17 protein-coding genes are annotated in these 18,660 nt (G+C 57.5%); 11 read left to right on the top strand and 6 right to left on the bottom strand.

Annotated features, from left to right (window positions below; translation table 11 throughout):
• Positions 1-5: 5 nt before the first annotated feature.
• The gene (alaS, locus tag G536_RS0117870) at positions 6-2,687 is read right to left on the bottom strand and encodes an alanine--tRNA ligase (RefSeq protein ID WP_022824973.1); all 2,682 of its coding nucleotides are present in this window, start codon (positions 2,685-2,687) and stop codon (positions 6-8) included.
• Between the two features lie 208 nt (positions 2,688-2,895).
• Here alaS and G536_RS28635 point away from each other — a divergent pair, with 208 nt between their 5' ends.
• The 3 genes from G536_RS28635 (at position 2,896) to G536_RS28630 (ending at position 5,455) form a co-directional block, all read left to right on the top strand.
• A complete protein-coding gene (locus G536_RS28635; protein WP_022824972.1) occupies positions 2,896-3,294 on the top strand; it encodes a MerR family transcriptional regulator in 399 nt (132 codons plus the stop codon).
• Positions 3,295-3,384: 90 nt separating this feature from the next.
• On the top strand, positions 3,385-4,509 hold the full coding sequence (dprA, locus tag G536_RS0117860) for a DNA-processing protein DprA (RefSeq protein WP_022824971.1): 1,125 nt from the start codon (positions 3,385-3,387) through the stop codon (positions 4,507-4,509).
• 112 nt (positions 4,510-4,621) lie between these two features.
• The gene (locus tag G536_RS28630; protein ID WP_022824970.1) at positions 4,622-5,455 is read left to right on the top strand and encodes an aminotransferase class IV; all 834 of its coding nucleotides are present in this window, start codon (positions 4,622-4,624) and stop codon (positions 5,453-5,455) included.
• 393 nt (positions 5,456-5,848) lie between these two features.
• Here G536_RS28630 and G536_RS0117850 read toward each other — a convergent pair whose 3' ends face one another.
• The 5 genes from G536_RS0117850 to G536_RS0117835 all read right to left on the bottom strand — a co-directional run bounded on the left by G536_RS0117850 (position 5,849) and on the right by G536_RS0117835 (position 8,771).
• Positions 5,849-6,643 (bottom strand): thymidylate synthase, encoded by a 795-nt coding sequence (locus G536_RS0117850; RefSeq protein WP_022824969.1) that lies wholly within the window; start codon positions 6,641-6,643, stop codon positions 5,849-5,851.
• Between the two features lie 62 nt (positions 6,644-6,705).
• Positions 6,706-7,197, bottom strand: coding sequence for a Clp protease N-terminal domain-containing protein (locus G536_RS31590; RefSeq protein WP_071837749.1), 492 nt, complete (start codon positions 7,195-7,197; stop codon positions 6,706-6,708).
• A gap of 210 nt (positions 7,198-7,407) precedes the next feature.
• A complete protein-coding gene (locus tag G536_RS0117845; RefSeq protein ID WP_022824968.1) occupies positions 7,408-7,704 on the bottom strand; it encodes a TIGR03643 family protein in 297 nt (98 codons plus the stop codon).
• Between the two features lie 322 nt (positions 7,705-8,026).
• The gene (locus G536_RS0117840; RefSeq protein WP_022824967.1) at positions 8,027-8,458 is read right to left on the bottom strand and encodes a hypothetical protein; all 432 of its coding nucleotides are present in this window, start codon (positions 8,456-8,458) and stop codon (positions 8,027-8,029) included.
• A 91-nt stretch (positions 8,459-8,549) separates the two neighbouring features.
• Positions 8,550-8,771: a hypothetical protein gene (locus tag G536_RS0117835; RefSeq protein WP_022824966.1), complete on the bottom strand. Its 222-nt coding sequence runs from the start codon at positions 8,769-8,771 to the stop codon at positions 8,550-8,552.
• Positions 8,772-8,960: 189 nt separating this feature from the next.
• On the opposite strand from G536_RS0117835, the gene G536_RS0117830 reads away from it, so the two are divergent.
• From G536_RS0117830 to G536_RS28625, 8 genes are all read left to right on the top strand, one after another.
• The gene (locus tag G536_RS0117830) at positions 8,961-11,261 is read left to right on the top strand and encodes an efflux RND transporter permease subunit (RefSeq protein ID WP_026880328.1); all 2,301 of its coding nucleotides are present in this window, start codon (positions 8,961-8,963) and stop codon (positions 11,259-11,261) included.
• Between the two features lie 95 nt (positions 11,262-11,356).
• Positions 11,357-11,923: a hypothetical protein gene (locus G536_RS0117825; protein WP_022824964.1), complete on the top strand. Its 567-nt coding sequence runs from the start codon at positions 11,357-11,359 to the stop codon at positions 11,921-11,923.
• Positions 11,924-12,082: 159 nt separating this feature from the next.
• On the top strand, positions 12,083-12,433 hold the full coding sequence (locus G536_RS0117820) for a hypothetical protein (protein WP_022824963.1): 351 nt from the start codon (positions 12,083-12,085) through the stop codon (positions 12,431-12,433).
• Positions 12,400-13,866, top strand: coding sequence for an SWIM zinc finger family protein (locus G536_RS0117815; RefSeq protein ID WP_022824962.1), 1,467 nt, complete (start codon positions 12,400-12,402; stop codon positions 13,864-13,866). Before G536_RS0117820 ends, G536_RS0117815 begins: the two co-directional genes overlap by 34 nt.
• Positions 13,867-13,904: 38 nt before the next feature.
• On the top strand, positions 13,905-15,548 hold the full coding sequence (locus G536_RS0117810; protein ID WP_157530736.1) for a DUF5691 domain-containing protein: 1,644 nt from the start codon (positions 13,905-13,907) through the stop codon (positions 15,546-15,548).
• Positions 15,549-15,752: 204 nt separating this feature from the next.
• Complete coding sequence (locus tag G536_RS0117805) at positions 15,753-16,850, top strand: ATP-binding protein (protein ID WP_022824960.1); 1,098 nt, start codon at positions 15,753-15,755, stop codon at positions 16,848-16,850.
• Positions 16,851-16,914: 64 nt separating this feature from the next.
• Positions 16,915-17,994 carry a hypothetical protein gene (locus G536_RS0117800; protein WP_022824959.1) on the top strand — a complete coding sequence of 360 codons (1,080 nt, stop codon included), beginning with the start codon at positions 16,915-16,917 and terminating at the stop codon, positions 17,992-17,994.
• Between the two features lie 76 nt (positions 17,995-18,070).
• Positions 18,071-18,649 (top strand): SMI1/KNR4 family protein, encoded by a 579-nt coding sequence (locus G536_RS28625; protein WP_022824958.1) that lies wholly within the window; start codon positions 18,071-18,073, stop codon positions 18,647-18,649.
• Positions 18,650-18,660: the final 11 nt, after the last annotated feature.

Raw genomic sequence — 18,660 nt, 5'->3', positions numbered from 1 at the left:
TCGTTTTACAATGACTTAATTACCAGTTCCTCGGCCTTGCTGATAGCCGCGCCTAAACCGGCCACGTTCTTGCCGCCGGCCGTGGCGAAGAACGGCTGCCCGCCGCCACCGCCTTGGATTTCCTTGGCCAGTTCGCGGACCAGCGTGCTGGCGTTGAACTTGCCGGCTTTGGCCAGCTCGTCGTCGAGCATCACGGCCAGTTGCGGCTTACCGTCGATTTCGGCCCCGAGAACGGCTACGAGGTTAGGCACGGCCTGGCGCAGGTTGAAGGCCAGAGTTTTGAGGCCATCGGCCGACGTAACCTGCACCTGTGCGGCTAGGAAATTCACGCCACCAAGCGGTTTAACTTGCCCTGCTAGCTGTTCTTTCTGCTGGTTGATGCTTTGCTGCGCGAACTGCTCAATTTGTTTGCGCAGGCCGGCGGTTTCCTCGCTCAGCTTCTCGATGCTGGTGAGCAGCTGCTGGGGGTTGCCGAGAGCCTCGCGCACCTGAGCTAAGAGGTCGAGTTGCTGATTCACGTAGCTTTCGGCAGCCTCGGCGGTTACGGCCTCGATGCGGCGCACGCCGGCGCCCACGGCGCTTTCGGCCGTGATGCGGAAGTAGCCGATGTCGCCGGTGGTGCGCACGTGGGTGCCGCCGCACAGTTCCACCGAGAAGTTGCGGTCGAAGGTGATGACGCGCACGAACTCGCCGTACTTCTCACCAAACAGCGCGGTAGCACCGAGGTTTTTGGCGTCGGCAATTGGCACGTTGCGGCGCTCATCGAGCGGAATTTGCTGGCGGATCTTCTCGTTCACGATGGTTTCCACCTGCCGCAGCTGGTCGTCGGTTACTTTGGTGAAGTGCGAGAAGTCGAAGCGGAGCAGCTTCTCGTTCACCAACGAGCCTTTCTGAGCCACGTGGGCGCCTACTACGTCGCGGAGGGCGGCTTGCAGCAGGTGGGTAGCCGTGTGGTTGCGCTGGATTTGGGCGCGGCGGGCGTGGTCGTAGCGGGCCGTAAACTCGGCATCTAAATCCTGCGGCAGCTCCAGCAGCGTGTGCACAATCAGGTCGTTTTCCTTCTTGGTGTCCAGCACGCGCACCTTGCTCAGCGGCGACTCCAAATAGCCGGTGTCACCAATCTGGCCGCCTTGCTCGGCGTAGAACGGCGTTTGGTCGAGCACTACCTGGTACTCGGTTTTGCCTTTGCGGTCGGTGCGGCGGTAACGCAGGATGCGGGCCGGGGCCTCGTCCTGGTCGTAGCCCACGAAAGCCGGCTGCTCCTCCGATTCCTTCACAATGGTCCAGTCGCTTTGCTCGGCTTCCTGGGCGTTGCGGCTGCGGCTTTTCTGGGCTTCCAACTCCTTTTTGAAGCCTTCCTCATCCACAGTTAAACCTTTTTCACGAGCAATGAGGGCGGTAAGGTCCAGCGGGAAACCGAAGGTATCGGAGAGTTCGAAGGCAGTTTTGCCGTCGATGCGGTTGCCGTTGGCCTTGGCAGCGTCTTCGAGAGCATCAAGGCGACGCAAACCGGTTTCCAGCGTTTTCAGGAAGGCAATTTCCTCTTCCTCAATCACGCGCTGCACAAACTGCTGCTGTGCTTTCAGTTCGGGAAAGATGTTGCGCATCTGGTCGGCCAGCACCGGCACCAACTTATATAAGAACGGCTGCTTCTGATTCAGCGAAGAGAAGGCATACCGCACTGCCCGGCGCAGGATGCGGCGGATAACGTAGCCAGCCTTCACGTTGCTCGGTAGCTGGCCGTCGGCAATGGTGAAACTGATAGTGCGGATGTGGTCGGCAATAACCCGGATGGCAATGTCGGTTTTCTCGTTCTCGGTAGCGGGCTGATCATTCACCGTGGCCGGCGAAGTACCGTGGTATTCCAGGCCTACTTCCTTGGCAATGAACTGGATAAGCGGCTGGAACACGTCAGTGTCATAGTTGGACTTCACGCCCGACACGGCCATCATCAACCGCTCGAAACCCATGCCCGTATCGACGTTCTGCTGCGGCAGTTTCAGCAGCGACTTATCGGCGCGACGCTCGAACTCCATGAATACGTTATTCCAAATTTCCACCACTTGCGGGTGGTCGGCATTCACCAGTTCTCGGCCCGACTTGGCGGCAACTTCGGCCTCGTCGCGCAGGTCAATGTGAATTTCAGTGCACGGACCACACGGACCAGTATCGCCCATCTCCCAGAAGTTATCCTTCTTGTTGCCGGGCAGAATGCGCTCCTCGGCTACGTACTGGCGCCACAGGTCCTGCGTTTCGGTATCGGGGCCCAGGCCGTCGCCTTTGTCGCCCTCGAAGTAGGTGACGTAGAGCCGGTCTTTGGGCAGCTTGAATACGTCGGTGAGCAATTCCCAGGCCCAGGCAATGGCGTCCTTCTTGAAGTAGTCGCCGAACGACCAGTTGCCGAGCATCTCGAACATGGTGTGGTGGTAGGTGTCGTAGCCTACCTCTTCCAGGTCGTTGTGCTTACCCGACACGCGCAGGCATTTCTGGGTGTCGGCAATGCGCTTGAATGGCGCGGGCTTGTTGCCGAGGAAGTAGTCTTTGAACGGGGCCATGCCCGAGTTGATGAACAGCAGCGTCGGGTCGTCCTTCACTACAATCGGGGCCGAGGGCACGATGTGGTGGCCTTTAGAAGCAAAGAAATCCAGGAATTGCTGGCGGACGTGGCTGGCGGTGGGCAGTGACATAGGGTCTGGCACCAAGCTCTAGCTTGGCTGGTGGTTGGCTTCGATGGAACATAGCCGCCGTAACTTTGCGGCGGCCGGTATTTTGGCTACTTTTCGCAATTAAAGTTAATAGCGCTGGTGGCAAAGGTAGCCGGCCTAACTTGGAAAGCGAAACGCTGATTATCATCCAAACAACGCACGAAGCAAACCCTTCGCTACCGCCTACCCCATGCCTTATAAAGAGCGCGACATCGAGAAGCAGTACTTCACCATTGGCGAAGTGGCCGCGCAGTTCAACGTGGCGCCGTCGCTGATTCGCTTCTGGGAAACCGAGTTCGAGGAGCTCCGGCCGCGCAAAAGCAAGAAAGGCAACCGCCTCTACACCCCCCAGGACATCGACATCTTCCGCACCATCTATCACTTGGTAAAGGAACGCGGCTACACCATTCCCGGCGCCCGCGAAATGATTCGGCAAAAAGGCCCACAGCTCAAGGAGAAAATCGACGTAATTCAGAGCCTGGAAAAAGTCCGCAAGTTCTTGGTAACCATGAAGAAAGAGTTGGACACAATTGGTAAAGCGGAGGAAGCGCACCCCCTAGCCCCCTCGCCAAAAGGCGGAGGAAATTAGCCCTATTATCAACTTATTATCTCCTGCCTCTTAACCCAATTAGTTACTAACCTCTCTTTCGGCCAGGGAGTCAGGGGTGAGATCCGCTATATGAACGATACAGACACTCTGCTTTACGAAGTCGCGCTTACCCTATTCCCCAACATCGGCCCGCAAATGACGCGGCAGCTGATGAGCTACGGCGGCTCGGCCAAGAACGTGCTACACCTGCCGCCGGGCAAGCTGCGCAAGGTACCGGGCGTGGGTCCGGCCACGGTAGCCGTACTGACCGGCGCCGACCGCACTACCGCGTTGAATCAGGCCGAGAGCATCGTGCGGAAAGCGGAAAAAGATGGTGTGCAGGTGCTATTCTACACCAGCAAGCAATTCCCGACGCGCCTCAAGCAGATTGCCGACGCACCCGCCCTACTGTATTACCAAGGCACCGCCGACCTCAACCAGCCCAAAACCCTGGCCATAGTGGGCACTCGCAAAGCCACCGACTATGGCCGGGAGCAAACCGAGCGGCTGGTACAAGGGCTGGTGCAACACCGCCCGTTGATAGTAAGCGGCTTGGCCTACGGTATCGACATTGCAGCCCACCGGGCCGCTTTGCAGGAAGGGCTGGAAACCGTCGGCGTTATGGCCACGGGTCTGGATGTACTCTACCCGGCAGTACACCGCAAAACCGCCGAGAAGATGCTCACCCAAGGCGGTTTGCTCACCGAATTTCCCTTCGGCACCCAGCCCGACAAGTACAACTTCCCCTCGCGTAACCGCATCATTGCTGGCCTTTCCGACGGCACGGTGGTAGTGGAAGCGGCCCGGAAAGGCGGCGCGCTCATCACCGCCGACCTGGCCCTGGGCTACGACCGGGACGTGCTGGCCGTGCCCGGCCCGCTGGGCTCGGCGGCTTCCGAGGGCTGCCACGAGCTAATTAAGGCCAACCGCGCCGCGCTGTACTCCGAGCCTCAAGACCTGGAGCAGCTGCTGAACTGGGATGCCGCGCTACACCTCAATGGCAAGTTCAAAGGCCCTACCACCTACGACCCCGCTGATTTTACGCCCGCCGAGTTCAGCGTAATTGAAGTGATGCAAGCCACTAAAGAGGAGCACATCGACAACCTGGCTTGGAAAACGCAGGTCCCCATGCATCAAATAGCGTCCCTCCTATTAGGGCTGGAGTTCCGAAACGTAGTAAAGGCATTACCCGGCAAACGGTTCAGCCTAGTATAAGGCATATCTCCCGGCAGGTGTAAGCGGCATAGATGAACAGTTGCCGGTTTGTGGCTGTTGTAGGTACCCGAACCGCCAACCGTATCCATTCCTCATCCGCAGCCCTCAACGCATGCTCCTTTACAACGGCCAGTTGCTTTTTGAAGAAGATTTTGCGCTGACACTGCCGAACCGGGGCCTATTTTTCAACGACGGTTTTTTTGAAACACTGGTGTGGGCCGAGGATACCATCCGCTACTTGCCCCACCATCTGGCCCGGATGCAGCGGGCTGCCGATGTATTGGGGCTGGAGTTGCCGCCGGAACTGGCATCTGCCAGCCACCTAACCCAAACGTTAGGTAAGCTAGTAGCGGAAAACATCCTGCCACAAGCTAATCCCGCATACCGCCTGCGGCTTCAAGTCTGGCGCGGCGGCGGCGGCCTGTACACGCCAGAAACCACTGCCTGCAATTGGCTGGCAACTAGCCGCTCATTCCACCCTAATAACGCGCCAGCACTAACGGCAGGGTTTGCCGAAACCGTACGGACGCACTTTTCACCGGTATCCGGCTGCAAAGGCCCAAACAGCCTTACCTACGTGCTAGCCGCGCGTGAGCGGACCCAACGCCGCCTCGACGAGCTACTACTACTTGATGCCGCGGGCCACGTAGCGGAAAGCGTAGCCGCGGCCGTATTTTGGATTAGTAAGAACCAACTCTATACCTCGCCACTCGAAACTGGCTGCGTAGCAGGGGTGCGGCGGGCTCACCTATTGGCTATTGCCCAGCAGCACCACGTACCAGTTGCGGAGGTACTGGCGCAACCGGCGGTGCTAGAAGCCGCAGAAATGGTATTTACAGCTAACGTGGCCGGTATTCGAGTGGTACAACAACTAGGAGCCGTAACGCTTGCATCCGAGCACGCGCTTCTGATGCAGCTCCGGCAATGGGAAGCTCATCCTAGCTAAATCGACACTACTGCTCCGTAGGCCGGCAGCGCAATTTCAACCAGCTGTCCTCGAATTCTGCTAAATCCTGTTGGGTTACGTTGTTTGCCCACAACACATACGCATGGTTATAGTTGCGGTTATAATGACGATTATCAAGGGAATAGAGGGCAATCCAAGCTCTATCCCGGCGTGAGAGCGGACTGGCAGGCGTGGTAGCAATAGCGTAATTCATGCCCTAAGCTACGTAGCAATAGTTACATTTGGATTTTTACACTACAATTTAATTATAACAAGAATAGCGATTTTATATAATCGCCTGCCAGTGAGGTTTTTCGCTGTACCATCGAAGATCAAAAAACAGCCCACCAGATAAATAAGGTAGGCTATTTGAATATAAATATATCGCCCTTCCTATACCGCTACCGGTGCTTTAATGGCTGGCCACGGCTCGTAGTTAGTTAACTGAAAATCCTCGATCTGAAATCCGAAAATATCTTTCACGTCGGGGTTCAGATGCATCTGGGGCAACGGGCGCGGTTCGCGTGTGAGCTGAAGCCGTGCCTGCTCTAAGTGATTGCTGTATAGGTGAGTGTCGCCGCCGGTCCAGATGAACTCGCCGGGTTGCAGACCGGTTACTTGGGCCATCATAAGGGTAAGCAGGGCATAGCTGGCAATGTTGAACGGCACACCCAGAAACACGTCGGCGGAGCGCTGATACAGTTGGCAGCTCAGCCGTCCCTCAGCCACATAGAACTGAAATAAAGCGTGGCAAGGTGTGAGGCGCATGGCCGGCAGGTCGGCCACGTTCCAGGCCGATACCACCATGCGGCGCGAATTGGGCTGGGTTTGGAGCAGGCGCACCATTTCGGCTATCTGGTCGATGCTCTGGCCGTCGGGGGCTTGCCAGCTACGCCACTGCTGGCCGTAGATGGGGCCGAGGCTGCCATCGTCATCAGCCCATTCCCGCCAGATTTTCACACCCACTTCTTCCAGGGAGTTGTTGTTGGTGTCGCCTTTCAGGAACCAGAGCAGCTCGTGGATGATGCTTTTCAGGTGGGTTTTCTTGGTGGTTACCAGCGGAAATCCCTCTTGCAGGTTGAAACGCATCTGGTAGCCGAACACTGAGAGTGTACCGGTGCCGGTGCGGTCGGTTTTCTGGGTTCCGTGGTCGAAAATATGCTGAAGGAGGTCGAGGTATTGGCGCATGAGGGAAGCAAGATGGAATGTGGCTTCAAAAATAGAGAAACTCCAGCAGGCGCAATAGTTTGCTAATTCCCTCTTGCTAGTGTGGTAGGTGAACTTTTAGCTAAATAGTTTAACAATACATTGAAGGTTAACCCGAATTCAGCACACACTCGTGCTCCACTGCTGTTAGGGTTAACGAGCAGAGGCATTAAAGTGTGAATAGCCTCCAGTTCTACTGCATTCAGTTCTCTTGCTACACGCCCCATCCTTCCGAATGATTCTTCCAGCTCAAGAGTCAGAGGTATACTACCAGTAGGCGGTGGCTGACTGGGATTAATTCGGTTTCCAGCGAGCGTGGTTTCTAGGCGCTGTTGGAAAAGCATCGGACTCACTAACAATTGGTTTAATGCCACTGCTGCCGAGCTATCAGGAACTGTTAGAATCGCCAGCATAAAATGTCCTACATCAATATAATCGTTCTGCAATCGTATTGCTTCTAGTCGGCTCTCGCTAATAATACTTTTAAGGCTTGTGGAGAAGGGAATAGACTTGAATCGTTTGAAAAATGAGAACATATGGCTTTTAATTGACGCCGCAAACTCTGCCAAAGTAAGGTTAACACGAACTGCACTAAACACACCATAGCAGTATTATGTAGCGTAAGCTTCCGTTTGCGGCGAAGTAGCGCAGACTTAAAGCAGCCGTCAAAATAGAAAAAGCCGCTCTGATGGAGCGGCTTTTCTTGTTGTGCAACTCAGTAGCACCCGTAATGACCGGGCTGTAGCTTACCGCTTGCTGATTTTATTCAGCGAAATACTTCTTTGCTGGTTGGATTTGAAATGACGAGGTTCCTCGGCTTGCAGGGCGCGGTGCTTGGTGGCGCGGCCGGTCATGCGCTTGCGCCACATCTGGAATGAAGTAAGCTTCATTTCCCGCCGCATCAGGGCAATGACGTCTTTTTCGGCCAAGCCAAACTGTGCTTCAATGGCCTCGAACGGCGTGCGGTCTTCCCACCCCATTTCCATAATCCGGTCGATGTCGGCGGCTGATAAGTGCTCTAAGGGCGAAGGCTCGTGGCTCATAGGTTGCTGGTGGTTTTAGGGAAGGCTCCGGCAGCTTAGGCCTGCCAGACATTCCATTACAACAAACTTTCAGCGGATTTGTCCAGTATTTTAGCGTTTTATGTGGTAGCAGCTTACTGGTACTTATAGCTCATTTTCAATTCTTCTGTTGTTACACCAGCAGTTGGCTCAAACCGTAATTGCTGTAACAGTGAATTGGGTTTGCTGAACCATACTATTGCGTCCGGTTACCCCTCTGGTATCGTATTTTCTATGGCAGCTAACTCTACTGCTATTCAGCGATAGAGTTAACTGCCATATGAAGCTACTTTCGTTTATACGTTTACTTTCGACTTAGCCCTTCAATTACTGCCAGAGATTCTTTATCGGTTTGCAAAAAATTCAGCACGCATACCGAAGTTGTGAATCCCGCCTTACTGTCTTTGAAGAGGAAAACGACGTACGACAATCCAAGACCAAAATAAAAATCACACATTGAACTATAGGAAGCTACACGAATTGTTTTGCCTCGTTTGATTCGGCCTTTGAGCACTTTTTCCACCCGCAGATGTGGGATGTAACCATATCTGAAAGGTGGTCGAACAGGATTGCTGTATAAATCCATCTGCACTGTATCAGCTAGAGAGACTACCTGGCCTTTCACCACATAATCCGCCTTCTTAAAATTCTCCTGAATAGTTGTTGTAGCACAGCTACACGCGTTTGCCGCAGAAGCACAGCACAAGGAGGCTAGTGAAAGGAGGAATATTTTCATATCGGGTATTGGGGATAAAAGCAAAACGCACAAACCTTCAAATGAAGATTTGTGCGTTTTTTGAGTTTTCTAGCTAAGAACAAAGTGCTTTCTACAGCGACTTCACGGCCGGAGCGGCAGCGGGGGCTGGCGTAACGGCGGCAGTTTTGGCGCCTTTCTTCATGCAGCACGAGCTGCCCATAGCGGTTTTCTGAGCTTCCGAGCACTCCATTTTAGCGGAGCCTTTTTTGCCTTTCTTGGCGTCTTTGTCGCCGTGGGCAGAAGCGGTACCAACGAAGGCGAACAGGGCGAGAGCGAGCAGAGCGTTTTTCATGAATTGGAAGTTGAAACAAGGAAACAAAACGAGGAAAGCAACGGTTGGCTTGCGTAGGCCACCTGCTGGCTCTAAGATAGTAAAATAGCACGAAGCTCCAGCTTCGCGCCCTCATGCACGTTCTTTGTTGCCACGGTGCGCTTCTGCTCGTGCAACGCTGCGCCAAGCTGGAGCTTGGTAGTACTTTCTATGCCGCTTCGCAAACTCAGTTACAGTGTGTTGCTCGCCTTGGCCTTGGTGTCGGGGCTAGCGTTGTTTTTCGTGGCGCAGCTGCGGTTCAACTACAATTTCAACGACTTCTACCCCGCCGGCGACCCGGACCTGGACTACTATCAGCAGTACTCCACCCGCTTCGGCAACGACAACGACTACGTGCTGCTGGGCATTGAAGCCCCGGCCGGCCAAACCGTGTTCGAGCCCAGCTTCCTGATTCGCGTCGATTCGCTGACCCGCTTTATCCAGCGGCGGCGGCACGTCACGCAGGTATCCTCCCCCACTACGGCCAGCAACCCGGTGGTGGAAGGCCTGGGGGTGTTCAACATCCCGTATCTGCGGCCCCAAGAACCCAGCCGCCGTGCCCAGGACTCGGCGCTTGTGTATCGCACGCCGGGCCTAGTAGGCAACCTGATTTCCAAGGATGCGCGGGCTGTCACCATCCTGTTCCAGACCTCGCCCAACCTCAGCAAACCGCCCGGCGACTCACTGCTGGCGGCGGTGCGCACTGAGCTAGCCCGGCAGAACTTTCCGGAAAGCGAGTACCACATGGCCGGCAAAATGGTGGCCCAGTCGGTGTTCGTGGACCGGCTGCAAATGGAGTTGATGGTGTTTATGAGCCTGTCAGTGGTGCTCGTGACGGGGCTGCTGTGGCTCACGTTCCGGACGTGGTGGGGCGTGGTATTGCCGCTGGTGGTGGTGCTGGGCGCCATTCTGTGGGGCCTGGGGCTAATGAGTGCCTGCGGCGTCAGCATTGATTTGATGACGGCTTTGCTGCCGGTGATGCTGTTCGTGGTGGGCATGTCGGACACCATTCACATCATCACGCGCTACGTAACCGAGCTGGGCTATGGGGCCAGCAAAAAGGATTCGTTGTGGATTGCCCTTAAGGAGTCGGGGTTCGGGTCGGGGCTGTCGGCGCTTACTACTAGCATCGGCTTCTTCACGCTGATGACCAGCACCATCCGCCCGATTTACAACTTCGGGCTGTTTACGGGCATTTCGGTGCTGCTCACATTTGCGCTCAGCTTCACGCTGCTGCCGGCTATGTTGCTGCTGTTGCGCAAGCCGCAGCTGCGGGTGCCGCGCGAAACCGGCCACAGCTGGGACGGCGTGCTGGGCGGGTTGTTCCGGAAAGTGCTGGCGCGGCGGCAATGGGTGGTGGCCATCAGCGCGTTGCTCCTGATTGGGTCGGTAGCCTCGGCCTCGCGCATCCGCATCAATTCCGCACTGCTCGACGACCTTTCCAAGAACGACCCGGTGAAGCTGGATTTCCAGTTTTTCGAACGGCAGTTTGCGGGCGTGCGGCCCGTGGAGCTGGATTTGAAGCCGGCTGCCGGGCGCAGTATCTACGACTTAGAGGTGCTGCGCGAAATCGAGGAAATCGAAACCTACCTGACTAAGGAGTTTGGGCTCAACTTCGTGGCCTCCCCCGTCACGCTGGTAAAGTCGGTGCGCAAGGCCTTGAACGGCGGCCTACTGAGCGAGTACCGCCTCCCCGATTCCGAGGCCGAACTGCGGCGCATCACCAGCAAAATCAGGCTATTCCGCAAGAAGCCGGAGTTTAAGGCCTTGGTGCTGCCCGACGGCACCGAAGGCCGCCTGACGGGCCGCATGCCCGACGTGGGCAGCATCCGGGCCGACAAGCTAAATGACGAATTCCGCACGTTTCTACGCGAAAAAATCGACCCCAGCATCCTGCAAACCCGCCTCACTGGCTCGGCCAACCTCATCGACAAAAACAACGAGAACCTGACGCTCAACATGATAACCGGCATGACCATCGATATTGTGATGGTGACGCTCATCGTGCTGGCCTTGTTCCGTAGCTTGCGCATGACGCTGGTCGTACTCATCCCAAACCTAGTGCCCATCCTGATTGTGGCCGGCGTGATGGGGCTGGCGGGCGTAAGCATGAAGGTGAGCACCAGCATCATCTTTACCATTGCTTTCGGTATTGCCGTCGATGATACCATTCACTTTATCAGCAAGTTGAAGCTGACGCTGCTCAAGGAGCCCAACCTATTTAAGGCGGTGCGCCACACCTATTTGCTGGCCGGCAAGGCGGTCATTGTCACGTCGTTGATCCTGGTGGGCGGCTTCTCCACCCTGATCTTCTCGTCGTTTGACGGCACGTTTTACGTGGGTCTGCTCATCGGCCTCACGCTGCTGTTTGGCGTAGTGGCCGAACTAACCTTGCTGCCGATTCTGATTCTGGCCTTTTACCGGCACAAGCCCAAGGAAATCCGGAAGCCGGTGCCCGCGCTGGGCGGTTGAAGCTGACGTCTGGTTTCACACAGAACGTTCTGCGTCCTCTGCGCAACCCTCAGCGCCCTCTGCGGGCTAAAAAACCCTTGCGCATATTTGCAGATATGAAACGTATTCTGCCTTTCCTCTTCCTGCTCTCCTACGCCGCCCACGCCCAAACGCCCGCTCCGCCCGCCGACCCGCTAACGCCGCTCATTCAGCAACGGGAAGAAATGGTGCGGCAATACGAAGCTGCCAACGCCCAGCGCAACAGCCTGTTCGGCAACAAGCCCAGCAAGAAAGACCTGGAGGAAGTGGTAACCGCGCTGAAAGGCATCATCCGCAAAGACACCGAAATAGTGCGCGCCGTGCAGGCCGAAACCCTGCGCCGCACCGCCGCCGTGCAAGTGGAAAACCAGCAGGTGAAGCAGCAGGTAACCGTGGCCCGCACCGACCAAAGCAGCACCCAGCAACGTTTCTACGACCTGCAAAACCAGATTACCAACCTGGAACTCCGCGACAAACAGCGCCAGAAGAAGCTCGTAGACCTGCAAGCCACCGCCGACGAAGCAGTAGCCGCCCGCACTAGCCGCGACCTGTTGGCCGCCGGCCTGGCCGCCTTCAGTCTGGGTTTGCTGGCGTACGTAGTGAAGCTGCGCGGCCAGAAATCAGCACCCAAGCGGCGGAAGTAGTCGGCCAGTGTTCAAAGGCCCGTCATGCAGAGGCGCAGCCGAAGCATCTCGCGTGCTGACGTTGCAGTGCTAATTCAACGATTCGCGCGAGATGCTTCGGCTACGCCTCTGCATGACAGTCGATTTATATGATTAGAGGCAAAAAATAACGCCCACTCCATGCTTGTTCCCGCCGCCGACTACCTGACCTACGCCGAAGCGGTGGCGCTCTATAACGACCTGCGGGAAATAGACATTATAGCCTTAGTGAAGTCGGCGGGGCCGCCTACGTTTCCTTACGGGGAGGGCATGTACTACCAGCTCTGGATCGAGGAAACCGAGGCTGAGGCGGCGCGGGAGACGGTAGAAGCCTTTGAGGCTGAGAGAGGCAGCCTGCGGGTACTGCGCTGTCCGAAGTGCAAGGCCCCCGACCCGCTGCCCAGCCCTAATACAGCTTGGTGGAGACGGCTGTTCTATGCGGGCACCGTCCTGCACAAATGCCCGAACTGCGGCGCGGAATTTCCAGTCTGAACCACTACTTTGCTGGGGTCTACCGCTCCGCTTCGGCGGGCATAACCCCTGCCTCCTTGACCTGGACCGAAGAACAGGCCCGCGCCCTGATAACCGACTCCGGCACCCTGAAACGGGGCCTCGAACTAGCCGGCCCCGCCAAATGGAGCAACCTAGGCCAAACCGCCACCGCCGCCTGGGGCGAGTGCAAAGGCAGCGGCTCTAAGCCCTACCAAACCAGCATCGACCTCACCGAGCCCGCCTTTAAGTGCTCTTGTCCGAGCCGGGTGTTTCCGTGCAAGCATGGCGCCGGTTTGCTGGTACTGCTAGCCCGCCAGCCGCAGCTTTTCGGTGGTACAGTTGCCCCTTCCTGGCTGGAAGAATGGCTGGAAAAGCGCCAGCAAACCCAAGACAAGAAACCCACTAAAGCCCCGCCTAAAGCATCCGCGCCCCAAGAAGCCCTGCTAGATTCGTTAGACGCCCCGGACGCGGAAACTGCCACCAATGACACCTCCGGCGCTAAAGCCTCGCAGGCGCTGCAAAAGCGGCTCACCCGCATGACGCAGGGCGCGGCGGAGTTGGAAGAGTGGCTGCTTGACCTGGTACGCGCCGGTACGGCCGTGGCCAAAAGCCAGCCGCGCAGCTATTGGGAAACGCCCGCCGCCCGCCTCGTTGACAACCAATTGCCCGGCTTGGCCAGCGTGGTGCGCGAGTTGCCGGCCATCTGCCACAGCGGCCCCGACTGGCCCGACCAACTCCTAACCCGCCTAGGGGAGCTGTACGTGTTGGTGCGCGCTTTCCAGCGCCTCGACCACCAGACATCGGAGGCCCGCGAGGAGATTTTGCAGCAAATTGGGGTCAACCTCAAGAAAGAAGACCTGCTGGCCCGCCAGCCCACCGTAACCGATGAGTGGCAAGTGCTAGGCCTGCACACCGAAGAGGAAGACCGCCTGACCGTGCGCCGCGCCTGGCTGTGGGGCCGCCACACGGACCGGTACGCGCTGGTGCTGGAATACGCTTTCGGCAGCCAACGCTTTGCTACTGCCTTGGTGCCCAATGCCGTGTACGCCGGCGAGTTGGTTTTCTACCCCGGCCTGTTGGAGCTGCGTGCTATTCCGGTGGCCCTCACCGTGCTGAACCCCGCCCCGCCCGACCTCGACCCACCCGGCCAAAGTCCCGCGCAGCTCCTCGATGCCTACGCCACCACCCTGGCCCGGCATCCGTGGCTGCGGCAATGGCCTGTCACCCTGCACGACGTACTGCCCACTTACCTTCCCACCGACGACGCGTGGGTGCTGCACCACGCCACCGAGCCGGTGGCGCTGCCCCTGCGCCTCGCCCCGGAAGCGGGGTGGCAGTTGCTGGCGGCCAGCGGCGGACAGCCCATGCGCGTGTTTGGGGAGTGGAACGGCCGCACCCTGCACCTGCTGACCTACTTCGAGAGTGCGCAATAAAGCGGATACCACAACCCTCTGACAGCCCGAGCCGCACAATGTCTAGCTCTCCAACGACCTCCCTCCCGCAACCGCACTGGCCGCAGCTGCTCCGCGTGGCCCTGCTGGGTACGCGCCAAAGCGGGGAGCCCGTGCCCGCCGTATTCGACACTGCCGCCAGCAGCCCCGAAGACCGTGAAAAGCAGCTCCTGCTAGCCGCCGGTACGCTGGCTTTGATGCGGCGCGCTGGTTATCAGCCACCCGTGGCGGCCCCAACTCCTGCACCAGCGCCGCCTGACCCAGTGCCCCCTCTTGGCCCGCTAGGCAGAGCCTGTTTGCTTCGCATGCTGGAAGACGGACAGCATACGGAGATGCTGCCCGAGTATTTAGAGCAAGTAGCCGCCGCAGGGCGCCGGGTACCCGATACGATCCTGCATCTGCTGCTGCACCATGCGGCCAGTTCGTCGGAAACGGCTGTGGTACTGGCTTCGGTGGCTGGTACTCGGGGTCGGTGGCTGGTTGCCCTCAACCCGGCGTGGCACACGCTGCTAGCTGCCCCGTCTGCTTCCGATGCGGATACCCTTGGCCTGGAGCCTTGGGAAACCGGCACGCTGCCCGCGCGCCGCACTTGGCTGCGGGCCCGTTTCGAGCAGGACGCCGACGCGGCCCGCGCCTTGTTGCTGGCCGCCCTGCCCACTGAGCCCGCCAAAGCCCAAGAGGCTTTCCTGGAAATCCTGGCCGACTATCTGCGCCCGGACACTGAACTCGCGCTAGAAACCCTGCTTCGGGCGCGGGGGCAGGAAGTGCGCCGCCAAGCCGCCGCGCTGCTGGTGCGGCTGCCCAACTCGGCGCTGGTGGAGCGGCTGTGGGCGCGGGCCGCGCCGCTGCTCGAAGTGAAGCGCGGCTTGCTGGGCCTGGGCAAAAGCACCCTAGAAGTAACGCTGCCTACAACCTGGGACAAAAGTTGGCTGGCCGATGGCATCGAGGAGAAAAACGACCAGTACGCCTACTACTCGGGCACCGGCAACCGGGCTACTCCGCTGGGGCCCAGCGCCATCCGGCTGGGCAACATGCTGGCCTTACTGCCCCCTGGCCGCTGGACTGCCCACTTAGGCGTTTCAGCTGATGACTTGCTGGCCGCGGCCTTGGCTTCGGAGTGGGCGGTGCCGCTGCTGCCGTGCTGGGCCATGAGCACCCTCACCCACCTTGACTCCGATTTTGCGGTGGCCTTCTTGAAGCTGTGGCTGCACCAGCGCCCCACCCTGCAAAAAGCCCACCTTGACCGCAGCATTGATTGGGCCGCTCTTACCGAACTGCTGCCCGCCGCCACCCGGCAACAGCTACTACTCAAGCCTATGCTGCTACGCATCCGACGCCAAGAACCTCGCTGGACCGACGACCTGCTGCAACTACCCACGCCTTGGCCCCACGAGCTAACCACCGAAGTGCTGCAAAGCCTGAGCGCCAAACTAGCCAACTCGGCCACCCTCGAACGGTTGCACTCCGACCTCTACCAACTCAGCTACTTCATCAGCCAACACCTCGCCCCCGCTATCCACCTCACCGACGCGCCCCTAGTAGAAACCACCCTTCTCGCCCTCCCCGAAGTGCACAGCACCTTCCAAAACAGTATCCACAACATGCTCGAAACCCTCCGTTTCCGCACCCAGTTAGCCACTTCCCTAAAAGAAGCTACAAGCTAAAACTAGTTCCCCTCCTCAGCTGAGGAGGGGTTAGGGGTGGTTGACCTGCCGTTGAACGACAACTAGTTTTAGCTTCTAGTTCTAGCTGCTCAACCACCCCTAGCCCCTCCTCATCTGAGGGGAACTAGCTTCTAGCTCCCTAATCATTCTAGCTTTAGCGCTCAGCTTCCACCTTCTTCTGTCACCCCAACCTATTCCTATTATATGTCCGCCACGCCAACTGAGAACCTGCTCCGTCCGCATGCCGAAGTGCTATATGCCGAAGAACTAGCCGCGCTGGCGGCAGTTGATGACCGGCCCAAACCCACTAACTGGAAACTCTCGCCGTGGGCGGTGGTGACCTACCTGCTGGGCGGCAAGCTGGATAACGGGTTTGAAATCGAGCCGAAGTACATCGGGCAGCGGCGGCTGATGGAAATTGCGGTAGCCACCCTCGCCACCGACCGGGCGCTGTTGCTGCTAGGAGTGCCAGGTACGGCCAAAAGCTGGGTTTCCGAGCATCTGGTGGCAGCCATCAGCGGCCATTCCAACCTGCTGGTGCAAGGCACGGCGGGCACTTCCGAAGACGCCATTCGCTACTCCTGGAACTATGCTCGCCTCATTGCCGAGGGTCCGTCGTTGGGCGCCTTGGTACCCTCGCCGCTGTTCAAAGGCATGCAGGAAGGCAGCCTCGTGCGCCTCGAAGAACTCACCCGCATCCCCTCCGACGTGCAGGATACGCTCATCACTATGCTCTCGGAAAAGGTGCTGCCCATCCCCGAGCTATCCACCGAAGTACAGGCCACGCGCGGCTTCAACGTCATTGCCACCGCCAACGACCGGGATAAGGGCGTAAACGAGCTAAGCAGCGCCCTGCGCCGCCGCTTCAACACCGTGGTGCTGCCCCTGCCCACTGATTTGGCTGAGGAAGTACGCATCGTCCAAACCCGGGTAGCCAAGCAGGGCAAGTCGCTGCAACTGCCGGTAGAAGCGCCCGCCGTCGAGCAGATCAACCGCCTCGTGACCATCTTCCGGGAGCTACGCAGCGGTGTGACCGAGAACGGCAAAACCAAGCTCAAAAGCCCCAGCGGCACGCTTAGCACCGGCGAAGCCATATCCGTCATGAACAGCGGCCTGGCCCTGGCCGCCTACTTCGGCGACGGCAGCCTCCGCGCCCACGACCTAGCCGCCGGCCTCACCGGCGCCGTACTCAAAGACCCCGTGCAGGACCGCGTGGTGTGGCTGGAATACCTGGAAACCGTAGTGAAAGAGCGCGACGGCTGGAAAGATTTGTACCGCGCCTGCCGGGAAGTAGTGGAGTAGTATATGGAATTTTACTCCTAAACGCATCTTACCCGCAAGGCTGTACTATCGCCCTCATCGAATTATGCACGCTAAGGCTTCTGTACCCTCATTGCGCTGGCTGGTCCTTGTTGGATACCTCTTATTCATCTATACCCCTTATACCAGGGCACAGCTACTTTCGGATGGTTATCGTGACCTAATTGTAGTCAAAAATCAAGTATGGGGGTTGACTGAAAGCGGCCACATAAAAGTCTATAAATCAACTGGGGAAGAAGTGAAAGTTGACTCAGTGTCAGATGCCTCAGCAGAGCTTATCACAAATGCTGGCAATGATGTAGTAGTCCAGACAGGAACAAAGATTCAACAGTGGAGTAGCACAGATTCCACTTGGCGCGTCATTGGTAGCTTACGCTCCAAAGCGTTTGCCTTAGTGGTCAATAGCAAGCATCATGTTTTTGCTATTACAGACAAAGGCGTTCTTGATGTGGCTACGAATAAAACATTACTGCCTGCCTCATCCCCAAATGATCAGCTTACTAAGCTCACGTCTTTAAGGAAGCCAACGACTTGGTTTCTTGATAGACAAGATAACCTCTGGCTTGGCTTCGGTTACGGTGAATGGGGTGGTAACGTCTTCACTTACGACACTCAAAATCACAGGTTTATTGATCTAAAATTCCACGACTTTCAGATCAACCTGCATCCGATCAAGTCGTTCTTTCACCTCAAATCTAGTGTGGGGTTCTCTTCGGGCATGCAACACATGATGAATTCAGGAGCAATTGGTGAATTCAATAATTTCAATGCACGTACCCTTTATGATACGCGGGCTGATAGGGATACCAGCACAACTAAACAACCATTTGTCATACATCCAGTTCCTTACATTGGACCAGCGGTCTACGAACCAGAGACGGACCACATATATTTTTATTCAAGCTTGGGCGTGTTTGAGGGCAAGTATAGTGGTGATCTTAGCAGACTTACGAATTGGAAGAAGTTGTTCGAACCTAAGCTTCATTGGCGAATTGGGCAGCCTGACGCTGTAGGCTCACCAATGAACGTGCTGAAGATGCTTTCCCTTGGCAATGGTAAACTAGTCTTGCTAACTCAGAATGACGGAGTAGGCATCTGGGATGGACAAGCATTCAAACTACTTTAAGCCAATACCTTCTGCCTCTTAGGTGTCCGCCACCACAGGCCCGCCAGCACCACTAGTCTCACTCCCACCGCCAGCCATGCAATTCCAGGACTTACTTCATCGTCTCGATACGCTGCTCCAACAGCACCGGCCCGACTACTATGCTGCCCTCAACCCACCCGCTACGGCCGCCGAAATAGCCGCGTTTGAAGCGGAAGTCGGGTTGCAGCTGCCGCCGGAGCTGCGCGCGTGGTACCACTGGCACAATGGCCAAAACGCCGGGTGCTTCGATACCCTGGAAGCCAACCACGAATGCGCCAGCCTGCGCGATATGGCCGACACCATGCGCATCAACCGGGAGCTACTCGAAGCCGGCGACTTTGTGGCGAACTGGTGGCGGCCCCGCTGGCTGCCGTTCCTCACTAACGGCAACGGCGACCAAGTGTGTCTAGACCTGGAAGGCACCTTCACCGGCCAGCCAGGGCAGCTGATTGAGCACTGGCACGACTGGGAACAGCGCGACGTCCTGTTTCCCGACCTGACCGCCTGGCTGGCCGCCGTGGTGCAGGCCTACGAAACGGCCCTCACCGCAACCCCCAACCTGACCGCCGAGCAGGTATTCGACCTGGAGCTGGAAGCCCCAGCCGGCTTTCCTCTCGAATTTCAGGCGGGCTAACACCTGGCTTT

The organism is Hymenobacter norwichensis DSM 15439 (assembly GCF_000420705.1).
Lineage (GTDB): Bacteria > Bacteroidota > Bacteroidia > Cytophagales > Hymenobacteraceae > Hymenobacter > Hymenobacter norwichensis.
This window is presented reverse-complemented; position numbering and strand designations above follow the sequence as displayed.